Raw genomic sequence first — 14,455 nt, forward strand, 5'->3', positions numbered from 1 at the left:
TCAGCGCCCCGCTTTTCGGTATGCCCACAGCACTGCCAAGAGCGAAGTCGCCAGCAGAATCGCCATCATCATCAGAGACAATGCAGCTGCGCGGGGCCATTGCTGACCACCCCGGATCATGTCAGTCAGGAGGATCGGCATGGTTTGAAAGCGACCTCCTCCCAGATAAGTGGCGCTGACGAATTCCGCGTAACACAGCAGAAAGGCAAACAGCACGCCCACTGACAGCCCGGTCCGAGCTGCAGGTAGGATGATCCGCGTCAGTACATTGACTGGGCGCGCGCCCAGATTAGAGGCGGCGGCAAGCTCTGACCGATCTATGTTTGCCAGTGCCAGCGTTTGGAGCACCAGAACTATCGGTAGGGTCAGCGTGGCATGGCCTAGAAACAGCGCGAAATAAGTGTTCAACATGCTGGAGCCGCTTAGGCCAACTGCTCTAGCCAGTTGAGGCAGAACGCCACCTTCGGACAGAAAGACCTGAAGGGAATAGATACGAACCAGATAACTGGTGAAGAACGGTGCCAGCGCGAGACCCAGCAACATCAACCTTTGGCGCGGCGACACCAGAAAGGCGATCGCATAGGACGCCGGAAACGCTAGCAGTGACACAAGCATCGCGCTGAGCAACCCCAGACCGTAGCTGAGCCAGAAACTGCTCCATAGAAAGTCCAATCCCATGATATAGCGCCAGGCGCTAAGATTAATGTCCGGCGTTAGGCGATAGTTTTGCACCGACCAAAACGAGATAGCGACCAGCAACCCCAGCGGCCCCAGAAAGAACAGTGTGAACCAGATCGGCATTGGCGCGGCCCAGACAGCGAACCAGGAACGCCGTTGCAAACGCATCTGCGTGGATGAGATTGACATTGATTGATCCTTGCTATGGATGTGTGATGCCGGTCGGATCAGCGACCTGGCAATAGCGGCGTCAAGCCGCATGGCTCCGTCCTGCACTTACGCGTTCTTGTACCGCACCCAGGCATCATTCCAGGTTTCAAGCGGCTGCTGCACCGGCAGACGGCGCAGCTGGATACGCCCAGCACGGATTTCGTCCAGCGCATTAGCACCCGTCAGATTCATGTTCTGTCGCGCTGCCTCGGCGGCGTTCAACTTGTTCAGCAATTTCCAGCCGGCATGCGTGGGAATCATTGCGGGATAGGCTTTCAGCGTTGCTGTAGCGACTTGCCCCTTGGGGCTGAGCATATAGCGAATGAATTCCCGTGCGAGATCCTGGTTGCGCGAGCCCTTGCCGATCGACAAAGACTCGGTCCATTGCAAGCCACCCTCCTCGGGGATCGTGGTCGTGACTCTAGCGCCGTCGCGCTGAAGCACGCCGGTGATCCAGTCGCCGATTCCGGGCATGGCCACGACCTCGCCCGAGCGCAACGCGGACAACGCACCGCCATAATCGTAGAAACCCCGAACCTGCTGGCGCAAAGTCATGGCGCTATCCTGAACACCCTGCCATGCGGTGTCGGAAAGATCGAAGGGAGCTGGATTCCCATTGTTCAGGCTGATCACGCCGAAATTCGGCAGGTGCCAGTCGAAGTGACCAATCTTGCTACGAAGCGAAGCTTGCCACATGGCCTTGTAGCTGCGTGCTTGATGGGGGCTGATCGCGTCAATATTGTGCGACAGGCCCAGAAAACCAAAACGGAGAAAAGCTGCATACAGCTTGCCATCGAACCAGTGGCCCTCAAAGTTCTGGAACTCTGGGAAAAAATCGTCGAACGGGTAATCCTTGGGATCAAGCTGTTCGATGTAATCTGCCTGGTACAATTGCGAGACATATTCCGCGTCGGCCAACACGATATCATAGGTACCGACGGGCGACTGAGCGATCTGGGCCAACATCTGGTCACCGCCGACATATTCCTTGGCACGAATGCGGACATTATGAGCTTGTTCGAACGGGCCAACGACCTCTGGCGTCGCATGTCCTGCCCAGGTCAGCATGGTCAATTCCTGTGTCTGCTGTGCGCGCAAAATTGATGGTGTAGCCAGAATTGTCGTTGCGGCTAATCCATACTTCAGCAGCGAACGTCGAGAAGGTTGCGTATTCATCGTTGTTTTCTCCCAGTTGGCGCTCGTTAGAGGGCGCAGGAAGAATGCAGCCATGCGGCGGACCAAAATACAAATAATGTGAATTGCGCTGATTATAACTAAAATCTATAGTCTTCCGCATGCAAACGCGGCAACTCGAATGTTTTTTGACACTGATGCGGCACGGGACAATGACCCGTGCTGCCGAAATGCTGGGCATTTCGCAGCCTGCTGTCAGCCATATCATCACCAACCTTGAGGAAGAGCTCGGATTTGCGCTGTTCGTCCGCCGTTCCGGTCGCTTGCAACCCACGGCTGAAGCGAAGTTATTTCAAGACCAAGCTAACAGCGCAGTTGAAGCGTTGGAGCATGCGGTACGCGCGGCTGAGGAAATCCGGGCGGGTCAGCGCGGCCATTTGTCGATTGCCGCTTATGCCAGCATGTCGATCAGCCTGCTGCCTCGGATCGTGTCGTTGTTCACTATCGATCGTCCGAATGTGCGGGTGAAAATCATCTCACGCCCATCGGAAACGGTGCGTCAATTGATCTCGGCACAGCAGTTCGACCTGGCAATTGCTGAACTGCCGTTGGACTATCCCAGCAACCGCATGGAGGTCTTTTCCTACGAATGCCAATGCATAATGCCGTTGGATCATCCGCTCGCCGGAAAATCGGTCATCACTCCCGCCGATTTGGACGGTGAACCCTTCGTCAGCCTCTTCCGCGGCGATCCGATTCATCAGCAACTGGCGGTCGCGTTCTCGAAGTACGGCGCGCGGTGGAATGTCGTGGCTGAAACGGAGTTCTTTTCGACCGCCTGCGAACTGGTCGAGGCCGGCTGCGGCGTGGGCATCATCGATCCGGTAGTGAGCACTCCTTTTACGGGTAACGTCGTAAAGAGACCGTTCCGCCCTGCGATCGACTACGCTGTGGCAATCCTCTACCCACCTTTTCAGGAGCTTTCAGAGATCGCTCGGGATTTCGTGACTCTCCTCAGGCAGCATTTGAAACCCTAATTCACAGGCTCAGGACTCGTTGATTGGAGCCAGAAATTGACGGTTGCGGCGAGAGCGATGGTGGATAAGAAGGCCATTGGGCATTTGTGGTAGCGTGTTGAAACCCGCCTCCAGTCCTTGAGGCGACCGAACATGATCTTGATGCGGCTGGGTCGTTTGTGGCGGCGCTTGTCGTATTTGACGGTCTTGTTTCGGGATTTGCGAGCCGGAACGCAGGGAGTGATCCCCTTCGCCTGTCAAGCGTCACGATACCAGTCGGCATCATAGCCAAGGTCGGCCAGTAGCCATTTTGGCCTTGGGAAGTTCATCAAGTAAGGCGGCACAGAACCGGTATAGTCGCTGACCTGACCAGCCGTTATGAAGAAACTGATCGGGTGACCACTTGCATCCGTTGTGGCATGAAGCTTGGTGTTCATGCCGCCTTTCGTGCGCCCAATCAGGCGACCCGCGCCCCTTTCTTATCCGCAGGCTGGAAGCCGTGTGGTAGGCCTTGAGATGGGGCGCATCGATGATGATGGTCTTATGCTCTGCAGCTTCAGGCACAGCCAGTCCTTCCATCATCTGAATAAAGATGCCCTTGTCGCCCCAGCGGTTATAAAGCGTCTTCGCCGGGCCATATTCCTTCGGCGCATCGCACCACCTGAGCCCGTTGCGGTTGACGAAAGTGGTGCCGCTTAGAACGCGTCGATCATCAACGCGCTCGCGGCCCAAGGCTCTTTGGAAAGTAAGATTGAAAACGGGCCATTGCGCGTCCGTCAACCAAAACAAGCCACTCATCATTCAAACTGCTTGTAGGAGGCCTGAATCACGATCCTAAGCCAAAATCAATTGGTCCTGTGCCTAGGACCACGGCAGGAACTGACTGTTTCAAGAATTTTCTTGAAATTTTACGCAGTCCGAGCCAACCTATGGTGGCTGGCTAATTCCAGCAATTTTACGGACACGAACCGTTGCGAAAAATAACAGCGGTCGTTTGGGAACCCGGCTTCTAGCGGGCTGCGCTAGGGTTCTTGGTCGAAATCATCTTCCCCACTGCCCGGAGTGGACGTCCAATCAACTTAACCATCGGTGTGCAAAACACTGAGCGGTGTTGATTGGAGTGTTTCATAGGGGATTTTCCTCAGCAAAGCTCCAGTTGACTCCGCTCTTTGAAGGAAAAGAGCGATGAAAACACGTATCCTCAAGAAACACCCTTCGAAAAAGGAAGTTTTCGAAGCGATCTTGACATTGAACCAATCTTTAGGCTGCCGCTTTGATTTGCCATCTAGCGCCCTATTGAATTCTCATTCTGATGACGCGTTGCTTTCCCCAATGAAGGCTGCGTCACTTCTGGGCGTATCGCAGAAAACTTTGGCCAACTGGCGCTGCAGTGGTGTCCCCAAACTTGCGTTCGTCCAAGTTGGAAGCCGCATCTTCTATCGGCAGGCGGACATAAATTGCTTTGTTCTACACCGAAGAAAGCAATCGACCTCCGATCGTGGATCTGACGTCGATGCGTAGCCCCGAACGTGTAACCTCCGATCTTGTTGAGAGATATCTGCACGTCAATGAGTTTGAAGTCCGGGCAGGATTGAAGAGTATTTTTTCAGAGAATAGGTTTTCACTATCCGCGATAAGGCGATGTCAGCTCTCTAACATCGCTTTACTCGAGGGTTGCGGATTTAAAGGTGACCGAAGCAGAGCCTTTCATTCCGCGTGGCGGTCCATCGACCAAGAGCGACGTAGCGCAGCTTGTCTCCTTGAACAGTTTCGGGCGCGTGTCTGGGCACTAGCCGTTTTGCGATCCGCCCTTGATCTTCGTCGAGTGGGGCTAGCGCATGTCACATTTGCCAACACCAATGATCGCCGCTCTGTGGGAAGGTTATCTACATTCCGCTTGGCGACCCGCAAGCGACAGATAACTTCTCTATTAAATGATCTCCGCGGGCAGCATCCTTCGATGTGGTCAGTTGGAGTGTTCGAGGTGTCTGCCAGCGGCGGCGGTGACGGATTTGTTTTCGAGCCGCACATGCACCTCTTGGTCTCTGGTGTTCCTCTGGAAGCGCTCCGTGCGGGGTTCGCGACGGTTGTTCCGCGAAGCAGCTTCGGGCACCCGCTTCAGGTAAAGGTTGTACCCTCATCACAGGATGCTGAGAGGCTTCTAAATTATCATTTCAAATTCTTTCCAGAGATCCGAACAGCGTTTCTTACTGCAGATGGTCGATCCGGAAAGGGTAAGCGTAATCGAATGACAGGGTCTTTGCTGGCTGAGTGGCTCGCTTCGATGGCCGGAGTGCACGTTGATGAATTGCTTATTCTCAACGGTCTTCCAGCCGAAATCATGCGCGACTTCCGAACGCGCGAGTTGCAGCCAATAGTGCGCAAATTCCTCGAAATCTATCCGAAACAGGGAGGTTAGAGCCATGGATCCGTAGTTTTGATCAAACAATGTACAAACTGCATATCAAAGTTTCGTCGGCTCTGAATTGAGCGTTTTACCGCAGTGTAGCCTGAGCAAGTAAGCAGTGCTCACTGCTCACCCCAATGGAGAATGGTATGGATAATGACCTTGTAATCCAAATTGTTTCCGGCGTAGTCCGCGAGGGAACTAACGAAGCTTATGTTGGCTTAGGTGCCAAATTCGGGAAAGATCGTCCCGTAAAGGTATGGTTGCCAGCATCAATTTTGTCAGACAACAAAGCGTGTTGCAGGCAACTTTTAATTGCAGGACTTAACCCGTGTGTCACAAGGCGCTTAAGCTCCGAAATCGCAAAGGCGACAGATTCGATCAAAAAGATGCCGCACCGTCTTGTAGTCAGCAACGGATGGCATGACGACGTATTTGTCTTCAATGGAGAAGTGATTGGGGGAGGGGCCAAATCTCGCTGGATCTTGGATCAATCGTTGCAGGAGAAAAGAGTCGAGCTGCCTCAAAGAAACGATGAACTCTTGGACTTAATTGATGAACTGGCGCTGAAGAGTGACTATGTGGCGTTGGCTACATTGGTGGCCTTTGCAGGTCCGGTGCTGGGAATCTTACAGAGTGGGGAGCGTCCAGTAATCAGCATTTGGGGTGAGAGCCGCACGGGCAAAACGACCTTGGCAAAACTGATCAACACGCTAACTCAACCTCGGTATGACGGGGTGCCGCTTTCCTTCGAATTTACGCCTCGCGCACTTGAGGAAATTCTCCATGCGCACTCAGATAGCGTGGTTGTCTTTGACGAGGTAGGGATTCGATCCGACGCCGATCTTGATAAAACTTTGACCAACTTCACATACAAGGCGGCAAATGGTCGTGGTGCCTCTAGGTCGAACGGGGGAGCTCTAGGGGATCATTTTCCAAACCTGACGTGGAAGACGATTTCATTCATGGTGGGAGAGAAGGATATCCGGAGTCTGCGTTTTTATAAGCCGGGGACGGGTATAGATGCACGTCTCCTCTTTGTGCCTGTGCCCCCGGAAAGCTCTGGTGGCATTTGGAACTCAGACCTGACCCGCGAGGCGAGAGTCGGGCTAATGAAGGCACTCGAAGTGGCGATGAAAAAATACTCCAGCCACAGCTTTCGCGATTGGCTCCGCAGAGTTGTCAGGCGCAAGGAGGAAATTCAGAAGAGGCTGCCTAATACAATTGCCAACTACACCCTACAACTTGCAGGTCCGAACGCGGATGGGCTGGCTCAAGCTGCCGCGCAAAAATTTGCTCAGTTCGCTGCGGTCGGAGATGAATTGAAAAAAGCTGGCGTTGTTGACTGGCCCGAACATTTTCCGTTTAAAGTTTGCGAACGTCTCTACCGGAGGGACCAGGGGCAGAAGGCCGGCAAGGATAACTCAAGGCAGCTTCTTCGGCATATTTCACGTGATATCCTTGCGGCGATCGGGGCTGATCAGATTCCGCATATCAATGGCAAGAAGATTGCCGAGGCGCGATTGTGCCCTTCGGTCTTTACGATAGATGAGCGCAAGACCAAATGGGTAATGATTGAGAAGGGGCACTTGGCGCAATTCACGGATGGCGCCGAAGACAAGGCTTTATCAGAGTTCCGCAATGTCGCCGGGCTGCTACAGCGAAGTGGCAACTCTTCCTATTATCAAAGCAGAGTTGGCACTACTAGCCGACGCTTCATTCGCCTTGACCACAAGGTGCTAAAGGAGGTCGCGTTTCCGCTTGACACTTGACGCCCTTTAGTAAGGTACGCGTTCCCGCCAGTTCCCAATTTCGTGCTTACTAGGTGATTGCTAGCTACAGGCTCGCAGGCAGAAAGCTATCGCTAAGTGCTTGAAAGGAATGGTGGGCGTGACAAGGATCGAACTTGTGACCCCTACGATGTCAACGTAGTGCTCTCCCGCTGAGCTACACGCCCATTCCATTTCGCGATGCTTGCCGTAAGGCAAATGCCGCTTTGCGGAGTTACCGTCGGCTGTCTTTCTGCCGGGCGTTTGCCCCGCGACGTCCGTCGGTGCGGGGCATAGACCACAAAAGGGGGGATGGCGTCAATAGGGTTTTTGGAGGAAATTCCATCTTTCGAATTTCGCCCGGAAACCCCGGCTTTTTCGCCTCAGGCGGCCACCAGCATCTTGTTGACCTCGTTGACGAGATCGCGCAGGTGGAACGGCTTGGAAAGCACCTTGGCGTCCTTCGGAGCCTTGGAATCAGGGTTCAGCGCCACGGCGGCGAAACCGGTGATGAACATCACCTTGAGGTCCGGGTCGAGCTCGGTCGCGCGCCGCGCCAGTTCGATGCCGTCCATCTCCGGCATGACGATGTCGGTCAGGAGCAGCGAGAAGGGTTCTTCGCGCAGCCGGTCATAGGCACTTGCCCCGTTGTCGAAGTGCACGACGGCGTAGCCGGCCTTCTCCAGCGCTTTGACCAGGAAGCGGCGCATATCGTTATCGTCTTCGGCGAGGAGGATTTTCTGACTCATTTAGGTGACCGTCTTTTATGGGATGCACAAGAAACTAGAGCCACAAGCCTAAAGGCCTGCCGGTAAATATCCAGTGAATGCCGACGCAATCCACAGGCAAGCCGCACGAGCATAGTATGGACTTGCTGGAAAGCAACTGGCAACATGCCGTCAGCGGCAATGCGCCGGTGGCCATTGAAATATCTGGTGATTCAGCCAAGTATGTCGAATTGTGGTCGCTTCGCAACCGCAGACCCTGAGACCGAAGAGGCGAAATGGACTGGGCGAAACGTGAGAGCGACCTTTTCGAGGTCCGCGAGCCGGAAACGGTCAGGGTTCCCTTCGTGTTCAATTCCCCGCACAGCGGGCGCCACTACCCCGAGGACTTCCTGCGCCAGACGCGGCTCGACGCGCATTCGATCCGCCGATCGGAGGATCACTTCGTCGACGAACTCTTCGCGTCCGCCACAGATCTCGGTGCGCCGCTGTTGGTGGCGCATTTTCCGCGTGCCTATCTTGATGTGAACCGTGAGCCCTACGAGCTCGACCCGCGCATGTTCGAGGGCAAGCTGCCGGCCTATGCCAACATCAACTCGCTGCGGGTTGCCGGCGGTCTCGGCACCGTGCCGAAGCTGGTGGCGGAAAACATGGAAATCTACGCCCACCGGCTGCCGGTGGAAGAGGCGCTGGAACGGGTGGAGCGGGTCTACAAGCCCTATCACGCCTGCCTGCGCCGGCTGATCGCCCGGACACATGTGCATTTCGGCTTCGGCATTCTGGTCGACTGCCATTCGATGCCCGGCAATGTCCGTGTCGCGGGCTCGGCGATCCGGCCCGATTTCATCATCGGCGATCGCTACGGCACGAGCGCGGCGGCGGACCTTTCCCGCGCGGCGATCCAGATCCTCGAAGAAATGGGCTTCAGCGCGATCCGCAACAAGCCTTATGCAGGCGGGTTTATCACCGAACATTACGGACGTCCGGCGCGCGGCCTGCATGCACTGCAGATCGAGATCAATAGGGCGCTCTATATCGACGAAGTAACGCTGCAGAAAAGGCCGGAATTCCATGCCGTGGCGGCAGCGATCGGTGCCTTCATGGAAAGGCTGTCCGAGTTCGTCGACGACTTCGCCGCCGATACTGCGCTTGCCGCAGAATAAAGCGACTTCTTTACTTTAGAATTATCGGAAATACGCCGTCCCGGCAAAAAAGAACCGCGCCTTAGGCGCGGTTAAGTCTAGGGAGGAAACACCCAAGGAGGGTATTTACAGTCGGAAGACTGTATGGAAACGTTATTTTTGCGGCGCACAAAAGTCAAGTGCCTAGCGAATGCGCGACGATCAAAAAATGTGCATTTCGTCATTTGCCGTGAAAATGCACGCAAACTGCGGCATTTGCATCACACCCGTTTTCGGGTAGAGCAGGACCATCGTTCCCGCCTGTAGATGGATGTCCCATGCTTCCCAATCGCGCCTTCTTTGATCTCCTCGCGGATGCCGCCAGCAAGGAAACCCTGCCGCGCTTCAGAAGCGGTGCCGCCGTCGTCAACAAGGAGGTCGGCAGCTTCGACCCGGTGACGGAAGGCGATCGCGGCGCGGAGACGGCGATCCGCGCGCTGATCGAGCAGCATTATCCCGAGCACGGCATTCTCGGCGAGGAGCACGGCAATATCGGCCTGGACCGCGAACTCGTCTGGGTTATCGATCCCATCGACGGCACGCGGGCGTTCATTTCCGGCGTGCCGGTGTGGGGTACGCTGATCGGGCTGCAGCAGAACGGACGCGCAGTCATGGGCATGGTCGACCAGCCGTTTACGCGGGAGCGCTATTTCGCCGACGGCAACGCGTCCTGGTATGCCGGTCCGGACGGCACGCGCCAGATCAGGACGCGCGATTGCGGTTCCCTGTCGGACGCCATCCTGTTCACCACCTCGCCGCATCTTTTTGCGGGCGAGGACATGCCGCGATACCGGGCGGTCGAGGAGAAGGTCCGGCTGTTCCGCTACGGCACCGATTGCTATGCCTATGCGCTGCTGGCCGCCGGTTACGTCGATCTGGTGGTCGAAAACAGTCTCAAGCCCTATGACGTCGGCGCGCTCATCCCGCTGATCGAGCAGGCGGGCGGCGTGATGACGACGTGGGATGGCGGCAGGCCGGAAAACGGTGGTCGCATCATCGCCGCCGGCAGCGCCGCGGTCCATGCGGAGGCGATTGCGCTTCTCGCCGGCTGATCAGGCCTCGGCGGCGGCCTCGGCGTCGCCGGCTTCCCGCTCTTCGGTATCCGCTCCCGGTATGAAGGCCTTGATGGCCTCCATCGCCTGGGCGCGAAAAATGTCGCGCTCCTGGAAGATTTCGTGGCGGGCGCCGGGAATGGTGATCAGATGGCCGGCGCGGAAGTATTCCGCCAGCTTTTCGTGCGCCTCGATCGGGATCAACTGGTCGTTGCTGCCGGCCAGCACCAGCGTCGGGATCATGATGGAGGCGAGGTGCTGGTGGCCGTGCACCTTTTTCATCGTCTTCGTCGCCTCGTAGATCCAGCGCGCCGTCGGCGGTCCGACCGCCAGAGCCGGATATTGCCTCGTGATCCGCCGGTTGCGTTCGAAGCGCACCGGATCCGACGTCAGGACATTGCCGTCGAACGGCGGCTCGCCAAGATCGGCGGTCAGCCTGCAGCCGCCAAGGCCGAGCAGGGAACAGGCGCCGGCGATCCGCCCGATGGCGCCCTGCGACATGCCGTTGCGACGAAGCGCAATGAAGGGCGAGGCGACGACGATGCGCTCGATGCGGTTGGCGAGCCTCGGCGCGGCCGACAGCGTGATCAGCCCGCCGGTCGAATGGGCGATCAGATAGAAGGGCAGGCGGGTATCGGGCAGCACCACCTTCTGCAGGAAGGCTTCCAGATCCTCCTCATAGTCGGCGAAGCGCCCGACGTGACCCTTGCGCGGATCGGGCAGAAGGCGCTCGGAGCCACCCTGACCGCGAAGGTCGAAGGTCGCGACCCAGAAGCCGTGTTCGTTCAGGTCCCGGATCGTCTCGAAGTATTTTTCGATGCTTTCATTGCGGCCCTGGACAATGATGATGGTGCCGCGGGCGATGCTGCGTTCCGTCCGGAAGATCGCATAGCGCAGCGCCACGCCATCCCGCCCGGTAAAGAACCCCGCCGTGTAGTTGCGCGGCGGCGGATTGTCGGCGCTCAGGCGCAGATTGGCTTCCATCATCAGTCTGATCCGGTGCGTCGGGAATTGAACGGAGCGCCCCATGAGTAGGCGCAAGCCCCGGCTCTCGTCAAAGAAAAAAGACCGGCCCGTCCAGTTACGCGCGACGAGCCGGCCAAAGTAGGCTGAGGCGGGCGGGACGTTTTGCCCCAGCCGCCGGACGCATTCGGTCCGACGGTCTCCTTCTTATTAAGTTCAAGCTGAATTTGGGCGGAACCGGCCGTTCACCCGAGGTTCAGGTTTGCGGCTCGCGCGGGGCTCTTGAATTCGAAATCGGCAATTCCCATCTCGTTTCTGCGGGCGCCGCTCAAAGTCAATGGGTCCGCAAAGTGCTTCGGTTTCGCCAGAACGGGACGCCGAAGATAAAAGCAACCGCACATCGTCGCTTCATGAAGGAGGACACCATGCGTCAATTTGATTTTTCTCCCCTCTATCGTTCCACCGTCGGCTTCGACCGTCTGTTCAACCTGCTCGACGGCGTCGGCCAGCCCGAACAGGCTCCGGCCTATCCGCCCTACAACATCGAGCGGACCGGCGAGAACAATTACCGCATCACGATGGCCGTCGCCGGCTTCGACGAAACCGAGCTTTCGATCGAATCCCATGCCCAGGTGCTGATCGTGAAGGGTGAAAAGGCCCAGGAGACCGAAGACGGAAACGAGTACCTCTACCGCGGCATCGCCAAGCGTGCTTTCGAGCGCCGCTTCCAGCTCGCCGACCATGTGGAGGTCCAGTCCGCTTCGCTCAAGAACGGGCTCCTGCACATCGATCTTCTGCGCAACATTCCGGAGGCCATGAAGCCGCGCCGGATCGCGATCGACGCGAGCGCTGCCAATCAGCAGAAGGCCATTGAGGCACAGGCCAACGCCGCCTGACGCGCGAGCCTGACAATGCCTTTAACATGGAACGGCACCCCGATCGGGGTGCCGTTTTTCGTTGGTGGAAGCGTGGCTTGCTACGCGGCAATGACTGCAACCGGCCGGCAGCGATGCCAGAGCAGGGCGTCGAGTGACACCAGTCCCGCACCCTTGATCGCGAGATAGGCAAGGGGAAAGACCCAGAGCAGCCGCTGATCGGCGATGACGCTGTCGGGGAAACGGTCGAAGAGCGCGCCGATCGTTGCGGCATCGACCATGTGCAGCGTTATGTCGACGAGGGTCTGCACGGCGATGAAGCCGATCATGCCCAGTGCGGCGGCGCGGGTGAACAGGCCGGCGACGATCAGGGCCGGCAAAACAAATTCGGCATAGGTGCCGAGATGAACGATCAACCCCCAGGGCAGAAAGGCGATGGCGTCTACATCGCCGGCGGCGGCATCCACCGCCTGCGGGACGATCTGGTAGTAGGCGCTGGCGGACAGGTGCACGAGCCCGAGCAATCCGTCACCGACCTTGGTCAGCGCCGAATTCAGGAAATAGAGGTAGAGGACGGCCAGGAAGACCAGCCGGGCGGCGAGGCCCAGGAACCAGCCGTCCAATGCTCGCTCGACGGTGGAAAAGATATTGACGTAGAGCCTTGTCAGCGTTTGCAGGATTGTCATTTCATAGCCCCCCAGGTCCGTTCGGCTCTCAGCCGGCAGTGCATTTTGTAAAGACGCCGGCCTCAAGCGTGCCGGCGATCGTGCCGGACAGATCGAGTTCCGGATTTTCGGTCATCGCCGCGCCGGCGGCATCGCCAAGCGTTTGGCCGTTGATCAATGCTTCCAGAAAGCTCGCCGCTCCCTTGGGCAGGTGACGCAGTTCGACGTCGAAGCCGGGTCTGGTGACCAGGCCGTCCTCGGCCTTTGTCGGGTCGAGATCGGCAAGCGTCTGCCCCGAACGGTCGCGCGAGACAATGGAAACGGCGGCGTGCGACGCGCGGAAGATCCGCGTCGCCGGATGAACGGTGAAGCGCAGGTCCGCGATTTGTTCGGGCGGAAAGGCGGAGAGGGCAGCCGGATCAAGCGGCGTGGCATCGGCTGCGTGAAACGCATCCAGCCAAAGGCGTTCCAGCCGGGCGACATCCGGCAGGAAGGTCAGATGCCTTGCCGGCTCGAAGTCCGCGACGAAATCGGCGAAATCCTTGCCGTATTCGAAGATCAGCCGTGACTGCGGCGGATGCTCCTGGACATAGATCCGGGCCATGGCGCGGAAATAGTCTTCGCCGACCAGCCGCTGGACGGTCGGGAAAATGTCGGCCAGCGCGTTTACCAGGCCGACGGAGACGTTGTTGCGGTAGACCGAAAAGCGTTTCGTCGCCTGCTTGCCGGACGGGCCGACGACTCCCTCCGGCAAAGGCCTGTCGGGATCGAGCAGCGCCTCGGAAAATGCGTCCGTGAGCCTTGTCGTGGCGGTCTCAGCCATGCCGGGCTCCCATGAGGTAATTGCCGGCGTGGCGGTGCAGAATGGCTTCCGCCAGCAGCGCTTCCCGTTTCAACACGTCCCATTCGGGAACGTCGTTGTCCCATTCGATGAGCGTCGGCAGCGGCCCGGTCTGGCCGATGACGATGTCATAAAGAGACCAGACGGCTTCATCGACCGGACGGTCGTGAGCGTCGATCAGCAGCCTGTCGCCCTCGTCGTCCGTATCTTCCGCATGCCCGGCGAGGTGGATTTCCTCGACGAGATCCAGTGGAAAGTCGGAGAGGTATCGGAGCGGTTTGAAATCGTGATTGGTCGCCGACACGTAGACGTTGTTGATGTCCAGCAGCAGGCCGCAGCCGGTGCGCGCCGCGATCTCGCGGATGAAGTCCGTCTCGCTCATGGTCGACTGGTTGAAAGCCACATAGGTCGACGGGTTCTCGAGCAGCATCTTGCGGCCGAGCGTGTCCTGGACCTGGTCGATGTGTTCGACGACACGATTCAGGGTGTCACGGTTATAGGGCACAGGCAAAAGATCGTTGAAGAATGTCGTGTCGTGGGTAGACCAGGCGAGATGCTCGGAGACGAGTGCGGGCTGGTACCGCTCAACGACGGTCTTGAGGCGGGCGAGGTGATCCGGATCGAGGCCCTGAGGAGAGCCGATCGACAGGCCGACGCCGTGGATAGAGAGGGGAAACCGCTCGCGCATCGCGGTCAGGATGCGATGCGGATGGCCGCCGGCACCCATGTAATTTTCCGCGTGCACCTCCAGAAAGCCGATCCGGTAATCGTCGGCGAGTATCGCATCGGCATGACTGGTCTTGAAGCCGGCGCCGGCGCGGCGCGGCATGGTGAAGGCCGGAATGCCGGTCGCTTCGGATTCGGACTGGAGGTTGGTGACAGTCATGGCGGCACTCCCGGTTTGGTATTTTGGGGTGCATCGGGCCGGTTGGCCCGATG

The 14,455-nt window shown here is 57.8% G+C and carries 15 protein-coding genes, 1 tRNA gene and 1 pseudogene; 8 read left to right on the plus strand and 9 right to left on the minus strand.

From position 1 onward, the window contains the following. Both ACU5AZ_RS13070 and ACU5AZ_RS13075 read right to left on the minus strand, forming a co-directional pair. The gene (locus ACU5AZ_RS13070) at positions 1-939 is read right to left on the minus strand and encodes an ABC transporter permease (RefSeq protein ID WP_446822796.1); all 939 of its coding nucleotides are present in this window, start codon (positions 937-939) and stop codon (positions 1-3) included. A gap of 15 nt (positions 940-954) precedes the next feature. Next, a complete protein-coding gene (locus tag ACU5AZ_RS13075; protein ID WP_446822797.1) occupies positions 955-2,118 on the minus strand; it encodes a polyamine ABC transporter substrate-binding protein in 1,164 nt (387 codons plus the stop codon). A 65-nt stretch (positions 2,119-2,183) separates the two neighbouring features. Here ACU5AZ_RS13075 and ACU5AZ_RS13080 point away from each other — a divergent pair, with 65 nt between their 5' ends. Further along, positions 2,184-3,059 carry a LysR family transcriptional regulator gene (locus tag ACU5AZ_RS13080; protein WP_446822798.1) on the plus strand — a complete coding sequence of 292 codons (876 nt, stop codon included), beginning with the start codon at positions 2,184-2,186 and terminating at the stop codon, positions 3,057-3,059. On the opposite strand, the pseudogene ACU5AZ_RS13085 reads toward ACU5AZ_RS13080, so the two are convergent. After that, a pseudogene (locus ACU5AZ_RS13085) lies at positions 3,056-3,836 on the minus strand (IS5 family transposase). The gene ACU5AZ_RS13080 and the pseudogene ACU5AZ_RS13085 overlap by 4 nt on opposite strands. Before the next feature lie 387 nt (positions 3,837-4,223). Between ACU5AZ_RS13085 and ACU5AZ_RS13090 the strand changes: the two are divergent. The 3 genes from ACU5AZ_RS13090 to ACU5AZ_RS13100 all read left to right on the plus strand — a co-directional run bounded on the left by ACU5AZ_RS13090 (position 4,224) and on the right by ACU5AZ_RS13100 (position 7,217). Then, positions 4,224-4,559, plus strand: coding sequence for a helix-turn-helix domain-containing protein (locus tag ACU5AZ_RS13090; protein WP_446822799.1), 336 nt, complete (start codon positions 4,224-4,226; stop codon positions 4,557-4,559). Between the two features lie 463 nt (positions 4,560-5,022). Beyond that, the gene (locus ACU5AZ_RS13095; protein ID WP_446822800.1) at positions 5,023-5,457 is read left to right on the plus strand and encodes a hypothetical protein; all 435 of its coding nucleotides are present in this window, start codon (positions 5,023-5,025) and stop codon (positions 5,455-5,457) included. A gap of 137 nt (positions 5,458-5,594) precedes the next feature. After that, the gene (locus ACU5AZ_RS13100) at positions 5,595-7,217 is read left to right on the plus strand and encodes a DUF927 domain-containing protein (RefSeq protein ID WP_446822801.1); all 1,623 of its coding nucleotides are present in this window, start codon (positions 5,595-5,597) and stop codon (positions 7,215-7,217) included. Positions 7,218-7,327: 110 nt separating this feature from the next. Here the strand turns inward: ACU5AZ_RS13100 and ACU5AZ_RS13105 are convergent. Both ACU5AZ_RS13105 and cpdR1 read right to left on the minus strand, forming a co-directional pair. Continuing rightward, positions 7,328-7,402, minus strand: a tRNA-Val gene (locus tag ACU5AZ_RS13105). 195 nt (positions 7,403-7,597) lie between these two features. Then, positions 7,598-7,963 (minus strand): response regulator CpdR1, encoded by a 366-nt coding sequence (cpdR1, locus tag ACU5AZ_RS13110; protein ID WP_446822802.1) that lies wholly within the window; start codon positions 7,961-7,963, stop codon positions 7,598-7,600. A 116-nt stretch (positions 7,964-8,079) separates the two neighbouring features. Here cpdR1 and ACU5AZ_RS13115 point away from each other — a divergent pair, with 116 nt between their 5' ends. From ACU5AZ_RS13115 to hisN, 3 genes are all read left to right on the plus strand, one after another. Further along, complete coding sequence (locus ACU5AZ_RS13115) at positions 8,080-8,202, plus strand: hypothetical protein (RefSeq protein ID WP_446822803.1); 123 nt, start codon at positions 8,080-8,082, stop codon at positions 8,200-8,202. A gap of 15 nt (positions 8,203-8,217) precedes the next feature. Then, positions 8,218-9,102, plus strand: a complete 885-nt coding sequence (locus ACU5AZ_RS13120) for an N-formylglutamate amidohydrolase (RefSeq protein ID WP_446822804.1) — start codon at positions 8,218-8,220, stop codon at positions 9,100-9,102. A 296-nt stretch (positions 9,103-9,398) separates the two neighbouring features. Next, positions 9,399-10,172: a histidinol-phosphatase gene (gene hisN, locus ACU5AZ_RS13125; protein ID WP_446822805.1), complete on the plus strand. Its 774-nt coding sequence runs from the start codon at positions 9,399-9,401 to the stop codon at positions 10,170-10,172. Here hisN and ACU5AZ_RS13130 read toward each other — a convergent pair whose 3' ends face one another. Beyond that, positions 10,173-11,159 (minus strand): alpha/beta fold hydrolase, encoded by a 987-nt coding sequence (locus ACU5AZ_RS13130; RefSeq protein ID WP_446822806.1) that lies wholly within the window; start codon positions 11,157-11,159, stop codon positions 10,173-10,175. A 401-nt stretch (positions 11,160-11,560) separates the two neighbouring features. On the opposite strand from ACU5AZ_RS13130, the gene ACU5AZ_RS13135 reads away from it, so the two are divergent. Then, positions 11,561-12,031 (plus strand): Hsp20 family protein, encoded by a 471-nt coding sequence (locus tag ACU5AZ_RS13135; protein WP_446822807.1) that lies wholly within the window; start codon positions 11,561-11,563, stop codon positions 12,029-12,031. A gap of 80 nt (positions 12,032-12,111) precedes the next feature. Here the strand turns inward: ACU5AZ_RS13135 and ACU5AZ_RS13140 are convergent, their stop codons facing one another. From ACU5AZ_RS13140 to bufB, 3 genes are read right to left on the minus strand one after another with little or no spacing between them, the layout of a single operon-like run. After that, positions 12,112-12,696 carry a DoxX family protein gene (locus ACU5AZ_RS13140; protein WP_446822808.1) on the minus strand — a complete coding sequence of 195 codons (585 nt, stop codon included), beginning with the start codon at positions 12,694-12,696 and terminating at the stop codon, positions 12,112-12,114. Between the two features lie 28 nt (positions 12,697-12,724). After that, positions 12,725-13,498, minus strand: coding sequence for an HvfC/BufC N-terminal domain-containing protein (locus tag ACU5AZ_RS13145; protein WP_446822809.1), 774 nt, complete (start codon positions 13,496-13,498; stop codon positions 12,725-12,727). After that, on the minus strand, positions 13,491-14,402 hold the full coding sequence (gene bufB, locus ACU5AZ_RS13150; RefSeq protein ID WP_446822810.1) for an MNIO family bufferin maturase: 912 nt from the start codon (positions 14,400-14,402) through the stop codon (positions 13,491-13,493). Before bufB ends, ACU5AZ_RS13145 begins: the two co-directional genes overlap by 8 nt. Between the last annotated feature and the right edge of the window lie 53 nt (positions 14,403-14,455).

Source organism: Rhizobium sp. PAMB 3182 (assembly GCF_052908355.1).